At 43.6% G+C, this 22,379-nt stretch carries 19 protein-coding genes, 2 pseudogenes and 1 riboswitch; of the genes and pseudogenes, 15 read left to right on the top strand and 6 right to left on the bottom strand.

The window, feature by feature from the left end:
- Nucleotides 1-6: 6 nt before the first annotated feature.
- Entirely contained in the window at nt 7-969 is a 963-nt protein-coding gene (locus JOE45_RS14060; protein ID WP_210019623.1) for a toll/interleukin-1 receptor domain-containing protein, read from the top strand.
- A 456-nt stretch (nt 970-1,425) separates the two neighbouring features.
- A pseudogene (locus JOE45_RS24245) lies at nt 1,426-1,500 on the top strand (helix-turn-helix domain-containing protein); the annotation flags it as partial.
- 1,492 nt (nt 1,501-2,992) lie between these two features.
- Here the strand turns inward: JOE45_RS24245 and JOE45_RS14050 are convergent.
- Nucleotides 2,993-3,280 (bottom strand): hypothetical protein, encoded by a 288-nt coding sequence (locus tag JOE45_RS14050; RefSeq protein ID WP_210019624.1) that lies wholly within the window; start codon nt 3,278-3,280, stop codon nt 2,993-2,995.
- Between the two features lie 493 nt (nt 3,281-3,773).
- Complete coding sequence (locus JOE45_RS14045; protein ID WP_210019625.1) at nt 3,774-4,139, bottom strand: hypothetical protein; 366 nt, start codon at nt 4,137-4,139, stop codon at nt 3,774-3,776.
- 73 nt (nt 4,140-4,212) lie between these two features.
- Between JOE45_RS14045 and JOE45_RS24240 the strand changes: the two genes are divergently transcribed.
- The 3 genes from JOE45_RS24240 to JOE45_RS14030 all read left to right on the top strand — a co-directional run bounded on the left by JOE45_RS24240 (nt 4,213) and on the right by JOE45_RS14030 (nt 8,627).
- Nucleotides 4,213-4,407 carry an NlpC/P60 family protein gene (locus JOE45_RS24240; RefSeq protein WP_210019626.1) on the top strand — a complete coding sequence of 65 codons (195 nt, stop codon included), beginning with the start codon at nt 4,213-4,215 and terminating at the stop codon, nt 4,405-4,407.
- A 46-nt stretch (nt 4,408-4,453) separates the two neighbouring features.
- The gene (radA, locus tag JOE45_RS14035) at nt 4,454-5,869 is read left to right on the top strand and encodes a DNA repair protein RadA (RefSeq protein WP_210019627.1); all 1,416 of its coding nucleotides are present in this window, start codon (nt 4,454-4,456) and stop codon (nt 5,867-5,869) included.
- Between the two features lie 895 nt (nt 5,870-6,764).
- Nucleotides 6,765-8,627 (top strand): stalk domain-containing protein, encoded by a 1,863-nt coding sequence (locus tag JOE45_RS14030; protein WP_210019628.1) that lies wholly within the window; start codon nt 6,765-6,767, stop codon nt 8,625-8,627.
- A gap of 327 nt (nt 8,628-8,954) precedes the next feature.
- On the opposite strand, the gene JOE45_RS14025 is transcribed toward JOE45_RS14030, so the two are convergent.
- Entirely contained in the window at nt 8,955-9,380 is a 426-nt protein-coding gene (locus tag JOE45_RS14025) for an exosporium protein C (RefSeq protein WP_210019629.1), read from the bottom strand.
- 620 nt (nt 9,381-10,000) lie between these two features.
- Here JOE45_RS14025 and JOE45_RS14020 point away from each other — a divergent pair.
- From JOE45_RS14020 to JOE45_RS14010, 4 genes are all read left to right on the top strand, one after another.
- Nucleotides 10,001-10,738 carry a tyrosine-type recombinase/integrase gene (locus JOE45_RS14020; RefSeq protein WP_348632538.1) on the top strand — a complete coding sequence of 246 codons (738 nt, stop codon included), beginning with the start codon at nt 10,001-10,003 and terminating at the stop codon, nt 10,736-10,738.
- 5 nt (nt 10,739-10,743) lie between these two features.
- Nucleotides 10,744-10,842 (top strand): hypothetical protein, encoded by a 99-nt coding sequence (locus JOE45_RS24020; RefSeq protein ID WP_348632600.1) that lies wholly within the window; start codon nt 10,744-10,746, stop codon nt 10,840-10,842.
- Nucleotides 10,843-11,639: 797 nt separating this feature from the next.
- Nucleotides 11,640-12,434, top strand: a complete 795-nt coding sequence (locus JOE45_RS14015; RefSeq protein WP_245246971.1) for an RNA polymerase subunit sigma-70 — start codon at nt 11,640-11,642, stop codon at nt 12,432-12,434.
- Between the two features lie 240 nt (nt 12,435-12,674).
- A complete protein-coding gene (locus tag JOE45_RS14010; protein ID WP_210019630.1) occupies nt 12,675-13,103 on the top strand; it encodes an SRPBCC family protein in 429 nt (142 codons plus the stop codon).
- 770 nt (nt 13,104-13,873) lie between these two features.
- On the opposite strand, the gene JOE45_RS14005 is transcribed toward JOE45_RS14010, so the two are convergent.
- Nucleotides 13,874-14,530: a DUF2306 domain-containing protein gene (locus JOE45_RS14005; protein WP_210019631.1), complete on the bottom strand. Its 657-nt coding sequence runs from the start codon at nt 14,528-14,530 to the stop codon at nt 13,874-13,876.
- Between the two features lie 11 nt (nt 14,531-14,541).
- On the bottom strand, nt 14,542-15,564 hold the full coding sequence (locus tag JOE45_RS14000; protein WP_210019632.1) for a DJ-1/PfpI family protein: 1,023 nt from the start codon (nt 15,562-15,564) through the stop codon (nt 14,542-14,544).
- Nucleotides 15,565-15,774: 210 nt separating this feature from the next.
- On the opposite strand from JOE45_RS14000, the gene JOE45_RS13995 reads away from it, so the two are divergent.
- The 3 genes from JOE45_RS13995 to JOE45_RS13985 all read left to right on the top strand — a co-directional run bounded on the left by JOE45_RS13995 (nt 15,775) and on the right by JOE45_RS13985 (nt 18,510).
- Complete coding sequence (locus JOE45_RS13995; RefSeq protein ID WP_210023296.1) at nt 15,775-16,446, top strand: response regulator transcription factor; 672 nt, start codon at nt 15,775-15,777, stop codon at nt 16,444-16,446.
- 1 nt (nt 16,447) lies between these two features.
- A complete protein-coding gene (locus JOE45_RS13990) occupies nt 16,448-17,518 on the top strand; it encodes a sensor histidine kinase (protein WP_210019633.1) in 1,071 nt (356 codons plus the stop codon).
- Between the two features lie 251 nt (nt 17,519-17,769).
- Nucleotides 17,770-18,510 carry a DUF4184 family protein gene (locus JOE45_RS13985; protein ID WP_210019634.1) on the top strand — a complete coding sequence of 247 codons (741 nt, stop codon included), beginning with the start codon at nt 17,770-17,772 and terminating at the stop codon, nt 18,508-18,510.
- A gap of 126 nt (nt 18,511-18,636) precedes the next feature.
- Here the strand turns inward: JOE45_RS13985 and JOE45_RS13980 are convergent, their stop codons facing one another.
- A complete protein-coding gene (locus JOE45_RS13980) occupies nt 18,637-19,119 on the bottom strand; it encodes a MerR family transcriptional regulator (RefSeq protein WP_210019635.1) in 483 nt (160 codons plus the stop codon).
- 9 nt (nt 19,120-19,128) lie between these two features.
- On the opposite strand from JOE45_RS13980, the pseudogene JOE45_RS13975 reads away from it, so the two are divergent.
- The 3 genes and pseudogenes from JOE45_RS13975 to JOE45_RS13965 form a co-directional block, all read left to right on the top strand.
- Nucleotides 19,129-19,533: pseudogene (locus tag JOE45_RS13975) on the top strand (oxidoreductase); the annotation flags it as partial.
- Between the two features lie 275 nt (nt 19,534-19,808).
- Nucleotides 19,809-20,339, top strand: a complete 531-nt coding sequence (locus JOE45_RS23575; RefSeq protein WP_245246969.1) for a TnsA endonuclease C-terminal domain-containing protein — start codon at nt 19,809-19,811, stop codon at nt 20,337-20,339.
- Between the two features lie 249 nt (nt 20,340-20,588).
- Nucleotides 20,589-20,671: riboswitch (cyclic di-GMP riboswitch) on the top strand.
- 98 nt (nt 20,672-20,769) lie between these two features.
- Nucleotides 20,770-22,314, top strand: a complete 1,545-nt coding sequence (locus JOE45_RS13965) for an S-layer homology domain-containing protein (RefSeq protein WP_210019636.1) — start codon at nt 20,770-20,772, stop codon at nt 22,312-22,314.
- Nucleotides 22,315-22,379: the final 65 nt, after the last annotated feature.

The raw sequence follows: 22,379 nt of genomic DNA, 5'->3' as shown, positions 1-22,379 counted from the left end.
AGAACGTTGCATAGAAACATTGAGGATATAAAACAAAAAATTACTACGCATTGCAATCAAAACACAACGTATATACACCCGTCAGCAACGAATATTTATATTGCTCAACTAATTTCGGCATACTCGAATGGCAAGGGAGGCGATATAATATTCGGAGCTAGGTTTGATGGAAAAGTAGTAGAAGTAAAAGAAAACAAGTTTCCTATTTCAATTGAAGAGATATTAAAAGTGATAAAGGGAAAGATAGATATTTATTATAATAAATTTTATTTCGAACAAAGCGAGTTATTTTATATATCTATAAACACTAGTGAAGAGCTAGTCACTGTAAATGATGTGCCGTATAAACTAAATCATAGTGGTGAGCTAACAGAGCTAGTTCCACACAAAGTTTTTATTTCATACACTCATAAGGACAGTGATCTTGCAGATATTTTAGAAGGAGTATTAACTACTTTTAAAAATGTAATTGTTACTCGTGACATTAAAGTTACCCAGTATAAAGATGATTTAAATGAGTTTATGAGGACAATAAGAAAACATGATATGGTTATAGCAATTGTTTCTGATGGGTATCTAAAATCATTAAATTGTATGTATGAAGTTACAGAGTTAATGAAAGATGAAGATTATCAGCAGAGACTAAATTTTATAGTTGTAAGAGATTCAGACTCTAGATTTTATAATAAAGAAAATCTTTATGATGGTTTTAAAGCTGATATTTATAATCCGCTTGGGAAAGCAAAATATCTTAGTTATTGGGATAAAAAACAGAAAAAAATGGAGGAAGAAATTAAAGAATTAAATATAAGAACATCAATGTTAGGGGATTTATCAAATGAAATGAAAAAAATGGAGTCAGTCTTACCTTCATTAGATAATTTCTTGTCACATATAAGTGGTAAAATTGGAAAAAGTTTTGAAGAAATGAATGATGAGAATTTTTATGAAATAACTAAATACTTTTAAAGTTGGCCATCAAATTATATTTCAAAATAAACTAAGGTCTACTTTGACAAAATTATTTTATTATAGTATACCTTGATACTCTAAACAATAACGCAACTTTATCCTAAATCTATACTTCAATAAAATGTGAGGAGTTAATACTGCCTCGATATAAAATTTTACTCAAGATTAACTTTGGTTCCTAAGTTTTTTTATACGGTAGTTTCTGGCGGTTCCAGACTTTTTATTTTTCCTGTTTATCACGTGCCGCGGCAAACCCAATAAAATCAACAACATTGGTTCCAGAGTTTTTTTACACCTGACATTCATTGTCTGGTGATAAAAAAGAATGGAACCACTATAAGACATCATGGGCCGTCCTGCGAAAAATGAGGACGGCCCAAATTCGTTTAATGGGCTATTATGATGGATACCATAGGAGAAAAGGTTAAAGCTATTTGAAAACTACATAAACTAAATCAAACAGCTTTTGCGGATGCGATTGGGATATCTCAAGGTAGATTAAGTGAAATCGAGCAGGGGAAAACCTAACCTTCAGCTGATACTCTTAAAGAGTTAAGAAAGAAATTTGATGTTGATCTGAACTGGCTCTTCGATGACGACGTTTAATTCAATCTCGCTTGAATTCCTATTATTATTAATGTGATTACACAATCAAAAGACGATACAAAGAAACCGTCTAGTAAGGAACTGACAGATGTTCAGAGAATTATAAAGTCATAGACTGAATAATAAAGTATTTTCTTAATATGTAGTCCAATTTATTGATACATTTAAAGAACTACATGCTAAGCGCGTATATATTCAATTAATAACTGGAAATAACTCTGAGGACATAGCCCGAGAGAAAGTGAGGGAGTGTCCTTTAATTTATTGTTGAGCCAACGGGCAGGAATGTTCTGAGGATTGTGGATCTTTTTCGCTTGCTTCATCATTTGGTCCATGTTTTTTCATGGTTACATCCTAGCCCCTAACCAGTTTCGATGAGCAGGTTATAAAATACAAAGTACGGCCAAGCTACATTAGTATCCGGGCGTTGTTACAGACGGCGGGTATCCCGCGCAGTACATATTTTTTGCACTATGCTTTGTCCACTTCCCTTTGACAAAGAGGGTGTCCAACGACAAAAATGTTCCAACATAACTTTGATTAAAAAAGCTTGAGAAATCAAGCTTCTTTTTATTTTATGTCAACACTTTTATGTCGCGCAAAAACGAACAAAAATGGATTTTTTCCAGAAACCCGTAAGCAACAATATTCACAGGAGTTTGATATTTGATATCCAGGAAGAAAATTTGAAATGATAACGCATTTGGTCTTTTTTATTAAATTCAATAGAGGATAAGAAATATAAACGAGTAATTTACTTTTCTGCTTTACAAAATAATAGTTTTCGTGTTTTTCACTGTACTTATTTTAATATATTGGTCTTAAGTGGCTGGGAAGTAGACAGAGGAATACAAACCGTGACACACAGGACAATTGGATTTATGAAGTTCGATAATGAAAGAGTGAAGGGAAACGATTCAGGAATTCCGAAATAATAAATAAGAAGAAGCTCCAACGAAAATCTGTTGGAACTTCTTCCATTTTAAAAAAGTTTGGATGTCATGTACTCCGAGGCGTCACTGGACCGTCAAGTTTTTTATCATATCCTGGATCTAGAGGGTCTCTTGCGTGCTTCGCGCGTTCTATTTCAGGTATACCAGGTTTTGATGGTCCCACGTTTCTTGTATCATAGTCGGTGTTAAGTACATCATTTGTTGGATCTTTGGGAATCGACATCAAATTATATTCCTCCTAAATTTTAGATTAGCAGTAACTTTAGATATTATGTTTCCTTGTTACACTAGTTATGCATAATTGGAAAATGAGAAGTTCGATAGTTGAGCACTTCCGACGGGTGTTTGTCGAACTAAAGGCAGATTACTGAGCATTAAAAATGCCCTAATAAGTATATTGAGGGCGCAGGGTTGTCCCTGCCCCTCCCGCCTTTCTTCACTGATAGATGGTCCTAACGCTTTTATTTATTTTGTTCGGTGCGGTTCGCGGAACCGACGTTATCAACAGCACTAGGAGAGTTTTTCGCATCATTGTCAGCACCTCCGTCAACCTCACCAACCACCTGATTGCCCAACACGCCTCCAGCGATGGTACCTAAAATGGCGCCAACCGGACCAAAAGCGGACCCAACGGCAGCGCCCGTAGCAGCACCGCCCACGATCCCTACAGCTCCACTAATGTTGCCGACAGACGTGTTGGTCGTGTCGGGGTCACGAGCATCGTTCCGAATATCGTTTTTTTCAGTCATCCATCTTACTCCCTCGTTTTGGATAAGGAAGAGCAGCTGTTTTAGCCAGCGCTGTCCCAAACTTAGTCTGCCCGATCGGGATGGAAGAATTCCACTTTTTAAAAACAACCTTGCGCGATTAAAGGCATCATTAAGCAGGCATCGGCAGCCTGCTCGTTTTATTGAATTAAAGGGAAGATTAGTGTAGTTAATTATAAGAAAGTCAGTTGTGTAATGATAAATCCCCTGGGCAAGATATCCAAGAAAAGGGGAAATGGATTTATACCTGAACATCAGGGATATCAAGAGGTTTTCGATGTGTATGTTTGTGCCATTGATTAAGATAGATTTTTGCAGAGACTAGATACTTGAATCGATTTAATAAGGGTATTTTAGTTGCAAGTATACATCTAGCTGTTTTCTCGAACAGCTTACGAGCTTTCTGCAAATCAGTAATGGAGTAATAATTCAGATAGTTAGCGTATTCCTCCAGAAACCGCTGACCTTCAATCATTCAAATTCCTTTCTTAGCCATAAGCACCGCTCTATCCCAGTCTCCAATTTCTAATAAAGGCAGCAGTACAAAACTGTAAGTGCTGTGCGGAATTTCAGCACAACCCAACTTTCCTTCGAATATTTGGTTTAGCATGGATAGGCCTCTCTTATGCTGTTCCAACAAGAAATGATAGGTACCGAATGAATGTTGATCGCAAGCTCTACAATCAGATAACGCATCGCATTTTGCTTTCTTCCATAAGCCATAGTCGGCCGCGGCTTCATCCATGGATCCTTTAGATAGTGCATAGGCATGGAGAAATTTATAGTAAGGTGCCAGTGAATAACCGTAGTGCAGACATTTTTGCTTAAAATCTTCAACCATCTGCATCATTTTATCATGTGAAAATTGAGGAAACCTCTAAATTTCGTTCAATACCCATTTGTAATGCCATAGGATGATAAAGCCCTTCACTCAACATGTATACGAAAAGTATGGTATAGGGCTGCCGCGTAAAGCCAGAGACCAAGCTAAGTGCGGAATAAAAGTGGATAGAGCAGATTTACATAAAGGCGGCCTATTGTTTTTCTATGTGCCTGAGAGTTTCCCTCCAACGATATTCCTGGTCATGTTGGCATTTATATTACGATAAACGTGATAAATGATATAATAATATGACGAGTATAGGAGGTAACAACATGGCGAAGTCAAAAACACAACACCGGTGTACAGGTTGTGGTCATATAGAGCCGAAATGGGCGGGTAAATGCCCTTCTTGTCAGCAGTGGAACTCGCTCGTTGAGGAAGATGTTACATCTACCAAATCTGTAAATCCAGCGACAAAGCGTGGAGCATCTACCCGTGGTGATAAACCTAAGCGTCTTAAAGATGTTAATGCATCTAAGGAATCTCGCATTATATTAAATGAATCCGAATTTGATCGGGTTATGGGTGGGGGCATCGTGAGAGATAGCCTCAACGTACTTACAGCTCCACCAGGAGCAGGAAAATCGACTCTCCTGCTTATCATTTCTAACTTACTTGGAAGGCTTGGTTACAGGGTTTTGTATCTCTCTGGAGAAGAAAGTGAGCGACAGGTAAAGCTACGTGCGGATCGTATTTGTCCTGATATTTCGGAAAATGTATGGTTTAAGTCGGAATCGAATATGAACGCGATTCAAGATCACATTAAAGAAATCGATCCTGATTTTATCATCATGGATTCAATTCAAATGGCATATCTCGAAGAATTTCCACAGTCACCTGGAAGTCCAACTCAAGTATTAGAATCTACAAAGGTGTTCAAGTATATAGCTAAGAATCCTGAACGTCCGAGAGCTGTTTTCTTGGTTGGTCATATGACAAAACAAGATGAGCTTGGTGGAAGCAGAGCGTTTGAACATGAAGTGGATGCGGTCTTCTATTTGGACGGAGATCGTGGCGAACAGCTTCGAATCCTCCGCACGACCAAAAACAGATTTGGAGATACGGGTGAAACAGGGCTGTACCGTATGGAGGGCGAGGGACTCATCCCGATTGATAACCCTTCGGAGTTCTTTATGACGAAGCGGGAAGAACCTGTTGCGGGAAGTGCGTTGACCGTAACCAGAGAAGGAACCCGAAATATTGTGGTAGAAATTGAGTCTCTATTGGAGAAAACGATGTTTGGCTTTCCAACAAGGGTTGGTGAAGGTATCAATAAGCAACAACTGCAAATTCTCTCTGCCATATTGGAGAAAAGAGGCGGATTGGTAACGGGGGACAAAGATGTTTACGTCAAAGTATCGGCAGGATTGAAACTACAGGAGGCGGCGGTTAATTTAGGTGTTGTGATGTCTATGGTATCGAGTATCCAAAATAGAGGAATTCCAACAGATACAGTATTTCTTGGTGAAGTTGGTTTGACAGGCGAGATCAAGTCAGTTCCGCATCTGGAATCCCGTATTAAAGAGGTGGATCGGCTTGGTTTTAAGACAGTTTATGTTCCTAAAGGAAATCTACGTGCTGGTTTAACGACTAAAAATGTTGAAGTGGTTGAAATCGGTTCTATCAGTGAAGGCATCTCAAAGCTTTATGGACAAACAAGCCAAAAAAAGAAGGCATCAACAGAGTGAGGGCAACCTCGCTCTTTTCTTTTTTCATGCATAAAAATACAATGGAACAGATATTATGAAGACCGTGAACTTGCCGGTAGGCGGTCGCTTTTAAAAGTCTGTACCGAAAAATATGCACGTTTCAACCTGGCGCCGGTTTGGTTTGAAGACAAAATAGCAAATGGCAATGGTGGTATGTTGATACATTATCACGCATGGTTCTAGACCAATTTCCCGTTAAGCTGATGATTATGTTGCAGTAATTGATATGTGAGAGGCATCGGTCAATGACATATTGAGTCTTCGGTCTAACCACTGCACATTACTTAAAAGAACAGCAGGTTTTATGCGGTGTGGTGAATCCACTATCTCGATTTATGGAAATACCACTAGCAGCTTAATGCAATAGCTTCCTCTTAGAAATTGATTTCGTAACAAACAACAGACAAAGGTGAGGATGTTTTTCACTTTCTGCTGCCACACAATTTTCTTTATACTCCATTTGGTTCCATGAGAAATTTGTCTATTAACTACGTAACACGATCAAATTCTAAGAATACGTGAGCATTTAAGAGAAGAGCGATTCTCCATAGAGGGAGGTTAGCATCACAATAATGACCTGGAGAGATGTAGAACTTATATAAATTCAGAACAAGATCATTGTGTAACACAGAAAATCATTATGACAGCAGTACAAATTTTTCATGCACGATAACATGGGTAAGGTGGTGCTTTGGGCTGAGGCGTAGCTTTCCGGCATCACGTTGAAACGAAGTGAACGTAGCACTTCGTTTATTTATTGCCCGCAATTGCAAAATTTCCGTCGAATAAAGGGATTTCCTGCCGGTCTGTTGAATGAAAATAGGTTCAGAGGATGCTTCTAGAAATCGCAGAGCAGATTGGAGTTACAGACAACATGAAAAGGTTATTCATAGTTCTTGTTTTAGTGGTATTCGCGATCGGCTGCCAAAGCGCACCCGCAGTTGCGGCCGACAGAACTTCCCAGGCGGTCCAACCGAATGAGGAGTACGAGCCGTATCAACTTGAAGCGCTGGCGCATTTGAATAGGGTCAGGGGTGTATTGGGATTGCAGCCAGTAAGGCTCAACCCATATATTACGAAAGCAGCTGAGAATCATGCGAATTACATCGTCATCAACGATACCGCCGCCGACGGATTATCGACGCATGACGAGACCCCGGGCAATCCGGGGTTTACCGGGGAATCCCCGACGGATAGGGTGAGGGCTGCTGGGGGTTCTCAGGTCGTGTCGGAGATAATTAATTTTACAAGCAACCCTGCTCAGGCCATAGAATCGTGGATGACTACGGCTTATCACAGAAGTCCGTTAACGGATCCCAATGCGGATGAGTTCGGTATAGGCATTGCGGATGGCAATGTTGTTCTCAATATGTCGGCTAAAACGGGCAATAACGAGATTTCAGTTTATCCTTACGACGGACAAACCGATGTCGGTGTCACTTTCTACGGAGCGAGCGAGATTCCGAATCCATTGAAGCAATTCCACGTTGAAAAGTCAGGATTCATCATATCGTTTCAGCCTCCGTTCCATGTGGATGGGATTAAAGCAACCGTCACCGACGGACGCGGCGTAAAAGTACCGGTTTATTTTGAATATGCCGGCGCATGGTTTTTGTACCCGGTTTATCCGCTGGCTTATGACGAGCAATATACAGTATCGGTAGACTACGACGTAAACGGAGCAACACAAAATAAAACGTGGTCATTCAGAACGATGAAAAGCTTTGTGTCTATTGGCTCTCAACACAACATCCAAATCAAGTTCAACGGAAAGTTCGTACCGCAAAGCGTGACGCCGATACTGCGCGACGGCACGACGTTCGTACCACTCAGAGGTATTTTCGAACGACTTAACGCGAAGGTGTTTTGGAATGCAACAAGCAGTACCGCCATCGTAACGGGCAAAGATACAACGATGAAGCTTACGATCGGCCGCGACGTCGCGTATGTAAACGATAAAGCCGTTACAATTAGCGAAGCTCCATTCATCCGAAACGGCTCAACGTATGTGCCGCTGCGCTTTATTAGTGAAACAATGGGCGCCAAAGTACAATGGGACAAGGAGCGCTGGACAGCTAGCATTGAGGCTGATGCCGATGTGCCGGACAGTCTAATGATCAGTCCGGAAGCAGCCGGGTCGCGTGAGACGAAAGTTCAGACAGATGCGAATAACGAAGCTGCGACTAACAGAGAAACGAAACTCAACAGCATAGTGAATCAAACGGAAGGGACACTAGGAAAGTTCGGTTACTCGCTGTATGAAGTATCAACCAAAGATCCGGATCATTTAAGCGCGGAGTATGCTATCAAAGATAAAACCGGTAAGACCTTTGCCAAATATGTGATCCGATATGGAATGAGTACGCCGGCAGGAATGAATCCCGAGGAGTTCCACGATAAAATGAATAATGACCAGGATTATCAAATGAATGCTTGGGTGAATAGTCATTTCTTCGCTTTAATGTCTCTGGAACCGTTAGCTGTGCCGCAAAAGAACAAGGAGCTGTTTTCATTGCTGCAAGCTGCGATGGAGAGCGCCTCAGGTATGAAAATGCCAAATCTGGCCGACAATCTGATGCAGTCTTTCAACGATGTGTCCGCGTCGGGCAGTAACCCTGATAAAAAAGCCAAGCTGCACGCTAATGTTTCTTACGACATATCGTATAGCAGTAACGAAACTAAAGGGGTAACAACCACTACAACAGGCATGGTGAAGGTCCAATTGTGGTACAGATAGGATATCCTGATCGGAAGGCGGCGAGCCTGTTTGGGCTCTACCTCTTATTTTGCTTACACCGATTTATTGAAAAAATCATATTTGGCTTTGTTCAACTAATGGGTACTATAGCTTAATAAACAGCTACAACGCGTCTGCCGACATGGATCGGCAGACGCGTTGTGAATGTGAAAAGAATGGTTAGGTTAATAGAGTAAAAGCAGCTCATCCTCTGACGAGGAACTTGCTGCTTTTTTACTGTTTCATCCATCTTGGAGTACCCATTCCCTCAAAATCGAGGCTTTTGCAGTGCTCTCTATTCAGGTGCTGAAAATTGCAAATATGGTATTAGGTTCTCGTTTTAACGGCTAACCCACTAAACGATACAGGACCAACAACATCGGCTCTAGTATTTGCAGTACGGTTTTCTGCTGTGACTGTGTAAATATGGGTACCCGATCTTACATTTCTATCTTCCGCTTGGAACGTAACAGCATAATTTTGTTCAGAACCAGCAGATTCGATACCTTGTTGTGTGTTGAAGATCTCTCTTCCATCGCGGAAGATTCTAAAGAGAATTTGCGCAATGCCAGTGACACCTCTGACACCCACGGTTGCTATCAAATCTACCCGATTAGGTTGAGAATTAACTGGAATCCGTATAGTGATTGTTGCAAGGCGAGATCTTGCTGGTGAACGGCGGATAATAAATGAATTGGCTAAGTTGAATTTACGACGCGGCTGGACGGCTGCTTTATCGAGAATACGTACCAAAATATCAACTCCTCTTGTTTGATATCTCCAAGATATGTTGGACAAAAAGAGAATGATTGGACTATCATTTAAGCTCCTTTGATTTGAGGCAAATACTTTTTTGTATAGCTTAGGTTTTACTTACGGGTTGTGTCTAAATTGTGAGAAGCAATACTGTTAGAGAGTTAAAAAAGTTGGCTGCATACGATGATTTCCAAACATTTCGATTTATGAGACCTGAAGAATTTATATTGGGTGCTGAAATTGATGAACACTCAAACGTCTATACTATGGGTTTAACGGCTTTTGCTCTATTAGGTGGTATGCTTGACCGTTCCTTTGTGAAGTGGAGGCTGGAAAGGGACTTTATGAGGTTGCTATAAAGGCAGTGAATCCAGAAAGGGGATGAAGGTATTCCAATGTATCTGAATTAAGGAAAGCCTGGGACTCAGCAGCTTTTGATTAGGACGGTTTTTCCAACGGGACATGATGGTTGAATAGTTTGGGGCTTTCCCGCCAAAAGTGAAAGTCCATAAAGGACAGGTCATTCCGCTAACGGATAACAATAGTGCAAAGGAAGAGCTTAAAAGCCTCCTATAAGAGCAAACTAGATATTAGATACTCTTATGGGAGGTTTTATTATGATTTTGAGTGAACTATGGCAAGCGTATGAATCTGATAAGCGGATCCAAGGCTTTAGTCCAAATACGTTGAAGGCATACGCATTGCAACTCAGGAATCTTGTTAAGGAACTTGGAGATCTGGATATTTCAGAGATAACGATTCATTTACTGAAGGAATACTTAGCAAAACAGTCGGAACGATTGAAGCCAAGTAGTCTCGGACACCGCATTCGTTTTGTTCGCTCCCTCTTCCGCTTTGCTTATGAGGAAACATACCTGACCTCAAATCCCTCCTTAAAACTACGTGAACCTAAGATGGAGAAACGAATTCCAAAGTTCTTAATTGAGGAAGATGTAATTCATTTAAAGATTTCTTGTCACTCTCTTAGGGAAAGGGCTCTTCTCGAGTTCCTTTACAGTACCGGTTGCCGAGTCGGAGAAGTTGAAAAAATAAACATTGAGGACTTGAATTGGGAGAACTGTTCTGCGATTGTTAATGGTAAGGGATCAAAGCAGAGAGAAGTTTATTTCACAACGGAGTGCAAAGTGTGGCTGAAAAAGTATTTGGCGATCCGCGAGGACTCCTGCAAAGCACTATTCGTTACGGATACACACCCTACGCGGCGTATGGCCATCCCAACAATCAGGTGGGCTCTGAAACGTCTCGCCGATCGGGGAGAAATTGAAGCAAACGTGTACCCGCATCGGTTTCGGCTACTTACGCCTGTCAGTTACTTGATAATAGTGCTCCTTTAGATTTTATTCAAGGTATGTTGGGACATGAGAAAGCATCAACTACTCAAATTTATGCCCAACTCCGGGGAGAACGACGACGAGAACTATACCGCCGTTATTTCTAAGTGTTGATGGGTTAAGGAACCGTACTCAACTAAAGGGCAGTTTACTTGAGTATATGCAAAGAATATATTGTCTTTTCGTCAAGTTTTTATAAGGATATATACTTATTAAACCTAATAATATTATACCAGACATTTACAAAATAAAGAGCGGTAATGTTAAATCACCACTCTTTATTTATTTTATTAAGTTGTTTAGAAGAAGGGAGAGAAGAAAAGGAGTGAGTTAAACGGGAAGAAAAATGGAAAGAACGAAGATGAAGATGTACGTACTCCTCTGCCGTTGAAACTCTGACCGCGAATAACTACAAAATCTTTACCAACAGATTGCACTGTTCCGCGAATGTGTCTTCCATTAGTAGTCACAACTTGAATTCTTTTTCCCACCAATTTAGACATCTCACTCCGCATATTTGAAACATTACTTACTCTTGTAATAGTTGACACTTTACTCACCTCCACATTAGTAGAATAACTTGCAATTCTATATTATGAAAATAATAGTTTTGCTGAATGTATAGTTGCCCATATTGAACTAAAAATAGACTTATTTCATTTATTCTAATCAAAATTAATATTATTAAAGAAGCTATACTCCGCTAACGGGATACGATAGTGAAATAACCAGGGAGCAGATCGCCGCGGCAGCTGCTCTCTGGTTTTCATTGAAGTAACGGGCATTATAGTTGCAAATGATGAAGGATATTTCAGAAAAATGTGGAATTTCTTTTCTTAATCTATCATTTTACATTTTTTTGGTGGTGTGTGAAAAGGGTTTCGCACCTTAGAAGGAGGCCCAAATGAACGAAACTGCACTGGAGCATGCTCTAGAACTTCAGTTATTTGACCGATTGAAGCCGGAGTTAACATCGTTCTGTTATAGAATGCTAGGATCGATCGATGACGCAGACGATGCCGTTCAGGAAACCTTTATTCGTGTTTGGCAAAGTTGGAACTCATTCAGACAGGAATCCTCTTACAAAACATGGGTCTATCGGATTGCTTCAAATATATGCCTGGACAAGCTAAGACAAGCTAAACGCCGCACTCGTCCCGTTGACTTTTCCGACCCCGAGTCAACGATTATCGCACCCAGCAAAACGTTGCCTGACTCATCCTGGATCTGGCCTGCGCCCGCATTTTCGGAAAATCCGGAAGATATACTCATTCTAAAAGATACCCTTCAACTCTGTTTTATTGCACTCTTGCAAATCTTGCCTCTACGTCAACGTGCAGTTCTCATTTTGAAGGACGTATTTGAGTGGTCCTCCAAACAGATTGCAGAAACGTTAGGATTGTCGCCAGCAGCAGTTAACAGCGCCTTGCAAAGAGCCAGAAAAACGATGGATCGAGCGAAACTCCGTTCTGAAGAATACAGCTTGATGGATGTCGAGCCTGATCAAGAACTGCTCTCACGGTATGTGGAAGCTTTTGAACGATTTGATATCCATGCACTGGTAGCCTTGTTTCATGAAGAAGGCCATATGTCTATGCCGCCTTTTCCTATGTGGGTATGCGGCAAGGACGATCTGTTCAAGTTTTTTTCGCTTACACGCTGGCATTGTGACGGGTCCCGGTTTTGCCGACTACGGTGAATGGCGGTTACCCTGCTTTTGCGCAATATGTGCCGAGCAGCGACAAAACCTGCTTGGTCCCCTGGGGAATTCACGTCATTGTAATGAAAAACAAGAAGATATTCCACATCCAAAATTTTATCAACACAAAATTATTTTCCCGATTTGGACTTCCTGAACAATTAGACCGATGAATATTGCAATCGGATTTCGTCTAAATAAATGAGAATCAAAAACAATAATCGAGTGAGGTGCTTCAAAATGGAAACAAGTAATCAAAAAACAAGAGTAACCGTCCAGGCAGTCATTCAAGCGCCAGTAGAAAAAGTATGGAGGTATTGGTCTGAACCGGAACACATCACGAAGTGGAATCAGGCTTCAGAGACATGGCACTCGCCAAGATCGGAAAATGATTTGCGGGTTGGTGGCAAGTTTCTTACAAGGATGGAAGCGAAAGACGGCAGCATGGGCTTTGATTTCGGCGGGATATACGATGTAGTGAAGCAGCATGAGCAAATTTCATACACACTGGGAGATGGGAGAAAAGTGGATATCAACTTCGTCAATCAAGGAAATGAAACGAAGGTCGTTGAAATTTTTGATGCTGAAAGCACCCATTCCATTGAAATGCAGCAGGCGGGCTGGCAAGCGATTATGGACAATTTCAAAAGATATTCAGAAGAATTTTAATTATCAATCCAAATTCTGAGATGATTGAAATGGTATTGACCTCCAAACACATTTTTGTGAACTTGCATGTAAAGAATGTAAAACAATCAATGGCGTTTTTCACGGGGCTCGGCTTTGAGTTCAATATGCAGTTCACAGATGAGGAAAAAGCGGCTTGCCATGTGATTGGCGACAACGGCAGATCACGGTTTCATGTACCAATGGGGCTTCTAGGACCTGGACGGTCACATTTGGGAAATCGCATACTTGGACATGAATGCGTTTAAAGGACAAGGACAAGCGTAAGATCAAGCGGCATCGGACCGAAAGTCCTCCACAGGGATGATAATATGGAGGATGAGTATCCTTATGATCGAAATGGAAATGAAAACGAAATCCGGGATTATCGCTACTTGGGAACGTAGCTGATACTAGCGGTATGCAAGCCTCGGGGGATGTTACTCCGAGGCTTATTAATTGTGGCACATTTTCATGGGTCATGAAAAAGCAACAACTTGTTACGCTAACGGATAACGTTAGTTGAATAAACAGCGGTAGTCTTAGGACTTTATTTTCCGGTCCAAGGCTGCCGCTGTTTACGTATTCGAGTCAGTCTAATACTTATTGGACGGGACCTGACGCTTTATCACGCTACGTGTAAAAAGAAAATAAACCATTAGACTGAAAAATAAAGTATTAGACTGACCCCTAAAAATCGTAACAGCGGCAGCCATGAACGATAAAATAAAGTATTAGACTGACGCTGTTTCATGGAACTAACTTGATGGACTCTAAAGTTTTTTTCCTTTATTGGGATAAATCCAGATGGGTTTCTCAACTCTAAAAAGCACTTCTGGAGCAATTATGAGCAGCATGATCGAGCCGTAAAGTCCGAGCGTGTAGCTGGTCGCGTAAGTGATGCCGATAATCTGGTGAAACACGAAGGTGAGAAGATGGATCAGCATATTCGTAAAGCAAAAGGCATAGCTCCGGATCATCCACCGACGATGCTGAAGAATCCGTTTCTTAAAGATATGGATAAGAGCTGTCGTCGTTATGACCAGCCAGAGAATATTGAGCAGATTGAAGCCCATGCTGCTTATTTTTCCTCCTGTGGCGTAGGGCGCCATATATCCGGAAGTCAGCACGACAAAAAGCACTGACGATACATATACGTAGCCGTTCACGCGATGAAAACGACGATGCTTCTCATAACTGCGAGTTGATAGATTGATGAGCCCCGATGCCATCGCGACGCAAGCGAACCCTACATGAATGTACATGACCGTTAACCAGATCCGAGGATGAAGCTCACGCTCCAGATCTGCTTTATGACTTAGAAACGTCTCAGCGCCAGGATCGAGAATGAAATTGTTGACCAAAGCAAAAAGGATGTAAATCACGATGAACCACACGATCAGCTTGTAGAAGGATTGGCGTCTTCCCATTCTTTTCCCCCTTATATTCGCTTCCCTGTTAATTTGGAGGCCGGCAATACACCGGCTTTAGCGATACCGGTCATATGATCGCCATCAACCGTAACTGCAAAATTCAAATTCAGAAGCATCGGCATCTTAATTCGCTGCGACCAGCAAAGCGTATTTCCTTTAAGATCAGGATCGATAAACTCACTTACCTCATCCCCCTGCTTTGCCATACCTTGAATAACTCCATTAACCGTTGTTATGTGGAGTTTGACCGTCAGCTTTCCAACCGGTGTGACGATCGTCGCGTCCCATTCCCCGTCGAAAACCGACGCTTGTGTAATGTCATCCGCCGTTGTACCTTGAGGGCGTGCAGGATCAAACTCGGTGTTTGGGTCAGTGACCGCCGATCCATTACGCGGGGGGATACCGATGTTACGCCAGACCGTTCCTCTCCGTTCATATTCGAACAATTGCTCTACAGCATGTGCAATACGCGGCCCAAGCTCCCGTTCTACCAGATGGAGCGCGACATCGAGCCCCGAGGTTACACCGCCTCCGGTAACGAGGTCGCCGTCATCGACTACGCGAGCCAGAACAGGTATGGCACCCGTCGCCCCAAGCAGATCCATCCCCAAGTGATTGGTTACCGCCGGCCTTCCTTCTAACATTCCTCCCATGGCCAGCACCAGAGAACCCCCGCATACGGTGGCAACTATGATACCCGGATACCCGAGCGCTTGCTCAAGCATACCAGTCAGTTCCGTGTTCATGGCTCGGGCCAGAATGGCAGGAATGGAATTTGGGTCGTTTCCTTCCACCTCGCCGGACGCGCCAGGCACGAGTATGATGCCCTCCCGACGCGGGCTCAGCCTGCCGCTCGCCTCAATTTTCAACCCGCCCACGCCGCTCGGGACGAGTCTAGCCCCTTCCGCAGTGACGAATTCCACATGCAACGTACCGTCGGCAACCATTCCGGCAGCGCAGAATACTTCATAAGGTGCAATGGCATCCAGAAGATCGAAGCCATCGAACAGCACGATTTGCACAGTCAACATTCATATAACCTCCTTCTATTCAATCCACTGATAAGAAGGATACCAAGTGAATCTCTCAAACGAAGTACCAAAAAGGTTACAAAACAATAAACAAACCGTCACAAAATGCGCGGATCTCGTTTGTTTTTTCAGAAGAGATGATACACTGAGATATATACGACGAGGGTGAATCCTCGGAATGAAGGCGGGATATACGTGAATGAAAGACCTATGATCTTGGTTGTAGACGATGACCAAAGCATCGGTGAACTCTTGAGGGACTTTTTGGAAAATGATCATTTTCAGGTCGTAACAGCTACCGATGCGATGCAAGCATGGACAGTGTTTCAACAGAACACGGTTCATTGCATCATCCTGGACATTATGATGCCGGGACAAAACGGATTTGATTTCTGCCGCCGCGTTCGGACAGAGAGCAGCGTGCCCATCCTGTTCTTGAGTGCCCGCAGCGACGATATTGACAAAATTCGCGGGCTCACCCTCGGCGGCGATGACTATATCGTTAAAACCGCTTCACCCGGCGAGATCGTTGCCCGTGTAAAGGCTGTTTTACGACGCGCCAGAACGCCGCAATCAAGCACAGTCAGGGTGTTGGACTATGGCCGCATCAAGCTCGATTTGTCTACCAGAGAAGTATTCGTGGATGGAACGAGCATCTCGCTCACACCGAAGGAATATGAGCTGCTGCAATTGTTTGCGGAGCATCCGAGACATGTGTTTACCTATGATCAATTGCTCGCGAAGTTCTGGGATGGCATCGGCGATAAGCATACGATCCGCGTCCATCTGAGCCGTCTTCGTGAGAAGATCGAGCTTGATCCGAATCAGCCGCAATATCTGACCAACGTATGGGGCGTTGGTTATCGATTCGAGGGCGTGTAACATGAGAAAGCTTCGTATTCGTACCTATTTTCTTCTCAGTTTGGTGCTCCTTCTACTGTTGCCATGGATTTTCTTTGTGGGGGCATACTTCATCACCACCCAATCGTTGCATCTTGGGGCGGACCGACCCAATTCGTATACAATCCCCATGATTGCCGCGTTCGCAGGGCTGCTGCTCGCTTTCTTTACTGTAGGCGTTCGAATGCGACGGCTCCTTCTCAAGCCTCTTGAGAAGATGAGCCAGGCCGCTCGGCAAATTGCTGCAGGTGATTGGGACGTTCAACTGCCCCAATCTACTATCAGAGAGATCGCCGAGGTTCGAGACGGGTTTGAAGTCATGGTGAGCGGACTTCAAAACTCGAACCGGAAGCAAGCAGAGCTGGAGGAGGAACGACGATTCGTCATCGCTGCCGTCGCTCATGATTTGCGGACACCGTTATTTGCTTTGCGCGGTTATTTGGACGGGCTCGAGCAAGGCATTGCACACACACCGGATCAAATCACGAAGTATGTCGCCGTTTGCAAGGAGAAATCGGCGCAATTGGACCGTTTGGTCGAGGATCTGTTCACCTTTACGAGGATGGATTACCTGGAAACAGAGCTAAGCGAGACCTTGGCTGACTTTAACGATATTGTTCATAAAACGATCGACAGCTTGGAGCCGCAAGCGAAACACAAGCAAATCTCAATCGACGCCCTTTACGCGCCAGACGGATGTGTGATTAGAGGTGATTCGCACTTATTAGAGCGCGCGATGAGCAATTTGTTGGATAATGCTGTGCGGTACACACCTGATCATGGCCGAATTGTCATTCAATGCGGCCGGGAGAAAGACCGAATGACGTTCACGATCCACGATTCAGGGCCAGGCTTTACGCCGGAGGAGCTACAACGGATCTTTGAGCCCCTCTATCGGGGGGAGCAATCGAGAAATCGCGCAACGGGAGGCGCCGGATTAGGGTTGACCATATCCCAGCGAATCATCCGACAGCATGGAGGCGAGCTTGCAGCAGGTAACCACCCAGGCGGAGGCGCAATCCTCTCAGGTTGGATTCCTGCCGCTACTCGATAAGAAGCTTGGACCCAAATAACCGTGAGAAGAATGCGAAGGCTGCCGGCATATTCTGCTGTTCAAAGAAAATAAAGTTTTAGACTGGGAACGGCATTAAGCTACCCCGAAAATTACTGTGGTGCCCCCAGAGGGGCATGGATGGCTAACGGGAGATTACGCGAATCCTCATGAATTAAAAACCAATTCATAGTACATTCCGGCAACCCATCCTCATTTAGGTTCGTTTAATAGGTAATGAGAGGAGGGAAACAATGCCTTTTACCTTTGCGCACCCAACCTGTGCATTCCCCTTAAAATTCATCAGCCCGAGATGGTTCAGTGTAACTGGCCTCGTGCTGGGGAGTATGGCCCCTGATTTTGAATATTTTTTCGCCATGGAACCGTATCGGACGATCGGTCATTCGTTCTCGGGTTTTGTCGTCCAGGCGATTCCGCTATGTGTTTTATTTGCCTATTTATTCCATACCCTTGTTAAGGAACCGCTCGTGTTGCATCTACCTTCCGGCTTAAACTTAAATCGGAGGGCGTACAGTCTTCTATTCTCATGGGGCTTGCGAACGCTTCGCGACTGGATGGTCTACATCGTGTCTGTCTCCATCGGCTTTCTCTCGCATGTCGTAGTCGACGGTTTTACACATGAGGGCGGTTTTATGGTCCGGAATCTTGCCATTTTGCAAGCAATCGTTATATTGGACCTGCCGGTCTACAAAATTTTACAGTATAGTCTGTCGATGATCGGGATGATGGTTTTAGTCGGCACAATAGGACTCTCACTTTTCAGAACAGTGCCCTATATGAAAGAGGTCCCGATCGCCACAAACAAACAAAAACTGTTTTATTGGGGCTTGATGGTCGCAATCCTCGTGACAGGGTGCAAACTACTGCTAAGCTCGAGCGGCAACATCATCGGAATGTTGGTCGTATCGCCAATTACCGGCTTCTGTGCAGGGATACTGCTTGCCTCTTTGTTCTGGAGAAGAACCAGGCGTTAAAAAATAAGGAGTCCGGCGACCTCGATCTGCTAACGGGCAGGTTAGTGCAATATCCGTCAATCAAAATTAAATACACAAAAAAAATTGACTTCGAGTGTACTCGAAGCCGTAGACTATCTTCTAAGGTCAAGCATGAACTTTTGACGCTGATTGGATATGTTCGGGTATTTCGTACTTTTCTCCACATTCTGGGTTATTGTTAACTGGATTCCAGGTATCGTCCAATTGACCAGCCAAGACACTTTCGTAGTAAGCCTTCTTCTCTTTTATGTGCATTAATTGAAGGTTGTACTCATGGATTTTCGCTTCTAGTTCTTTTTCTTGTTTTGCAATAAGCTCAGCCCTCTCAGGAATCGTCTCATCACCTTGCAAACACATGCCAATGTAATGTTTGACTTCTGAAATCGGCAATCCTGAAATACGAAAGCAATGCACCATTCGCAACCAATCCAGATCATGGTCAGAGAATAAGCGATTGTTTCTGCCGTTTCTCGAAACGAAAGGTATTAATTGTTGGTCATCATAGTAACGGATCGTATGTTTTGTAAGACCAGTTATTTCAGATACATCTTTTACCGTATATTTAGGTTCATGTAATGTCTGATTCAAAATTTCGAAAGCCTACGCAAATTAGCTGATGCTGCGAAAAGCGGTGGAGCTCCTGCGTTACTTCAGATTTTTCATGCAGGTAACAAAGCACTACCGGCTTTAACTCCAAATGGTGAGGTGGTTAGTTCCAGTGCTGTAGAGACTGAAGCTACTGCATTTGCTCCGTCAGTATTACCTAGAGAACTTTCACATGATGAAATAATGGAAGTGATTGATGCCTTTGGACAAACGACCAGACGAGCCATTGAAGCTGGTTTTGATGGTGTTGAAATCCATGGCGCGCACGGATTTTTACTGCAAAACTTCTTCTCTCCTTTCTTCAATAGACGTGAGGATAACTGGGGTGGATCTCTAGAAAGTCGCTTGAGTTTCCCACTGGAAGTCGTTAGGGAAATGAAGAATGTAATCTGGAAGTTCTCCCCAAGTATAAAATTTACACGAATCCGGAATACCATATTTCTTTTCCTTACCCTGCAGATTGGCGAAAAGTTACTGAGGAACGGTATGAAGGTAGCGATGGCTTTTTCCAAATTTCCGCGATATCGTCCGAGGACCGAATTGACGAAGTATGCCGTGCGGAAGCTGTTCATCCCTAGAGACCCTATGGTTCCAGACCCCGAATCCTCATGTTGCGCATCCGAAATCAGGACGGCTGCTTCATTTTCCCGTCGGAGGACCAGCTAGCGGCAATGAACAATCAGGCCGCACTGAAGCTGGACTCTCGGACGTTGGAGCTCTTCGAAATTGAAAGAGTTTATTTTGCTGAGCAAGGCATTGATTGGTGTATTATTACAGAAAATAAAATACCAGATACCCTTGTCAGGAACGTAGAGTGGTTGTCGGAAGCTAAATACATTGAAACTCGACCTGGTGTGGATGAGGAGCTAGTTTCATTAGTCTCAGATGGGTTGTTTGAGGTATTTAAAGAAGATGCAGGTCAAACCTCATTAAGTAAGCTCTTTTTACGAACGGATAAGGAATATATGTTAGAGCTGGTCTGTATTAATGCGCTGAACGTGGCCTCCCAAGCTTTAGTCGAAAATCTCAAGAGGATGAAGTTCTGGATATCGCTACGCTTCCTGAGCGGGTTCGAGTGTTGGTTGATGAGCATTGTGCGTGATACCGCAAATGATGTCGCACTTGATTTGAAAAGTTGTAGCTCTAAAAATAACAATTCCTTGATTCCAAAGGACACTGGGCCCGTTGGAGTCCCACAATGATTGCGGAGTCACGCAATAGCTAAGATTTTGTAAAAAAGGATGCTAATAATAAATCGATGACTTCTCGAGCATTCTTGCTCATTGCGCTTCGCACGCGGTAGACGTCAGAGCACAGCTCCCGACAAGTGCGTCGGTGTGTGCGTGGACTGTTCAGCAATCGTTATAACCGCATTGGGACTTGGAGAAATTTTACTTTCGTTTCATGAATACATCGTTTATACTACATATATCTACAAAATAGTACCTGATTAGACTTTTGGGCAAACCGGTTGAAAAGCCGGGACGCAAAGGCATGGGTCGTCGATTTCCACAGCGAAATACCGATTGCCAGTCTGCATTCTATTTGTGTGTCCCCAATCAAGCCTCCTTGTATAAAGGTGGTTTTTATTTTGTCGATCAAACATCATGAGAAACAGCGAGGTATGAACAAATGAAGAAATCGATGAAGCTGTTGTTATCGCTGCACGCAGCGCTCACCCTCGGAGTGGCAAGCTTGCCCGTACAGAAGGCGTATGCGGACAGTCAAGGGCTAAGCGTCCCGTTCCAGGACGTGAAGTCGCACTGGTCGGCTGACAGCGTTGCTTGGGCGGTCGGCAAAAACATTGTCAGCGGCTATGAGGACGGGACGTTCAAGCCTGATAAACCGGTGACGGAGGCCGAATTTTTGTCCATGCTCATTCATGGCTATAAACCTGATCTCAAAAGCGGTTCTGCCAACTGGGCGGAGCCTTATTATAAGCTGTCCTCGTCGATGAATTATCCCTTGGACGCGCAAGATATCAACGCACACAACGAGCCGATCACGCGTATTCGCGTGGCGGAGCTGATCGCCTCGACGCAAGGCATGCATTATGACGGCGATGACGCCATTCGGTATATGTACGGCAAAGGTCTTGCTCAAGGGGAGGCTAGTCAGCCGACGATAGCCGGGTTTAACGGCTCTAAAACGCTCACGCGTGCTGAAGCCGTGCAGTTCATGAAGAACTTGTCCGAGCACGGATTAGGGGAGCTTCTTGCAAGGCCGGAACAAAGTTCGAATACGAGTGCGCTGCCTTCAATACCTAGCGGAGATACGGATGCCGGTGCAGAAGCCGATCAAACTCAAAGCGGTTCCGTCGTACACACGAATGATCCCGCCGCCGTCGACAATACGCCCGTTTTAAAGCTGGATGATAAGCCTATAACTTTCATAACGAAGCCGGTTATACATGACGGGACCGTGTATTTTCCCATTCAGGAAGTATGTGCTGCGTTTGGGATCGGCTACAAGGAAAATAGCGACGGCAGCGTAACGACGACGAATTATAACGAAACGAACACGTTCAGAGACGGGGATATCGACCGTTTCGTTCATTATAATCCGGAGAGGCCGATTCTCGGAGAAGAAGACATACCCCTCGACGGGGAAAAGCCGATGAAGAAAATAAACGGCGTCTTTATGATGCCTGCAGAATCTTTAGACCACATTTGGTTTGCCGTGAATAATGAAGCGACAAAGTTCGCCGACATGTTGACGGTGACCAACGGCCGAGTGGATAAGCGCGAACTGAAGTTTTATACGTATAAACAATTTGTGCTCAGAGATATGGAAAACATGGACGGTACAAACAGGCAACCGGATAGTACCCTGTTCGTCGACCCTAGTAAAATACACAGATCCATATGGGTGAAGGAGTATGGTTTGCCGAGCTTTGGAACTAGCGTGTACGCCACCTGGAGATGGAACTCCAAGGACAGCCTTTATTATAAATTTAAAGAGATCAAGTTTACCGGGAAAATCGTCAATGGTGTCGCTAAGGGAGCTCTAAGCTTTGAAGGCGATATTACGTATTATCAAGAAAACGATCGCTTAGAGATGTTAAAGCCCGAGGAGCTGCAAGACATAGAACTGCCGTACAAAAACGGCGATATCAAGATGACATGGAACGATGCGTTGAACTTGTTTTCAAAAAACAATATCTATCTTCCTGAGTAACGTTATAGTAAGCAAAAAGAAGCCCACGGCCGGACAGTCGTAGGCTTCTTTTTTTGTACTACGGA

Source organism: Paenibacillus sp. PvR098 (assembly GCF_017833255.1).
In the GTDB taxonomy this organism is placed as follows: domain Bacteria; phylum Bacillota; class Bacilli; order Paenibacillales; family NBRC-103111; genus Paenibacillus_G.
Note: the sequence above shows the minus strand (reverse complement) of the source record. Positions and strands in the feature narration are given on the sequence as shown.

Excerpts from the sequence above, each read along its gene's own strand:
- JOE45_RS23575 (WP_245246969.1), top strand. The coding sequence starts at position 19,809 with ATGAACAATCAGGCCGCACTGAAGCTGGACTCTCGGACGTTGGAGCTC.
- JOE45_RS14050 (WP_210019624.1), bottom strand. The coding sequence starts at position 3,280 with ATGACTGAAAAAAACGATATTCGGAACGATGCTCGTGACCCCGACACG.
- JOE45_RS13995 (WP_210023296.1), top strand. The coding sequence starts at position 15,775 with ATGATCTTGGTTGTAGACGATGACCAAAGCATCGGTGAACTCTTGAGG.
- JOE45_RS14005 (WP_210019631.1), bottom strand. The coding sequence starts at position 14,530 with ATGGGAAGACGCCAATCCTTCTACAAGCTGATCGTGTGGTTCATCGTG.
- radA (WP_210019627.1), top strand. The coding sequence starts at position 4,454 with ATGGCGAAGTCAAAAACACAACACCGGTGTACAGGTTGTGGTCATATA.
- JOE45_RS14015 (WP_245246971.1), top strand. The coding sequence starts at position 11,640 with ATGAACGAAACTGCACTGGAGCATGCTCTAGAACTTCAGTTATTTGAC.
- JOE45_RS14045 (WP_210019625.1), bottom strand. The coding sequence starts at position 4,139 with ATGGTTGAAGATTTTAAGCAAAAATGTCTGCACTACGGTTATTCACTG.
- JOE45_RS13965 (WP_210019636.1), top strand. The coding sequence starts at position 20,770 with ATGAAGAAATCGATGAAGCTGTTGTTATCGCTGCACGCAGCGCTCACC.
- JOE45_RS14000 (WP_210019632.1), bottom strand. The coding sequence starts at position 15,564 with ATGTTGACTGTGCAAATCGTGCTGTTCGATGGCTTCGATCTTCTGGAT.
- JOE45_RS14030 (WP_210019628.1), top strand. The coding sequence starts at position 6,765 with ATGAAAAGGTTATTCATAGTTCTTGTTTTAGTGGTATTCGCGATCGGC.
- JOE45_RS13990 (WP_210019633.1), top strand. The coding sequence starts at position 16,448 with ATGAGAAAGCTTCGTATTCGTACCTATTTTCTTCTCAGTTTGGTGCTC.
- JOE45_RS14020 (WP_348632538.1), top strand. The coding sequence starts at position 10,001 with ATGATTTTGAGTGAACTATGGCAAGCGTATGAATCTGATAAGCGGATC.
- JOE45_RS24240 (WP_210019626.1), top strand. The coding sequence starts at position 4,213 with ATGATAAAGCCCTTCACTCAACATGTATACGAAAAGTATGGTATAGGG.
- JOE45_RS14010 (WP_210019630.1), top strand. The coding sequence starts at position 12,675 with ATGGAAACAAGTAATCAAAAAACAAGAGTAACCGTCCAGGCAGTCATT.
- JOE45_RS13985 (WP_210019634.1), top strand. The coding sequence starts at position 17,770 with ATGCCTTTTACCTTTGCGCACCCAACCTGTGCATTCCCCTTAAAATTC.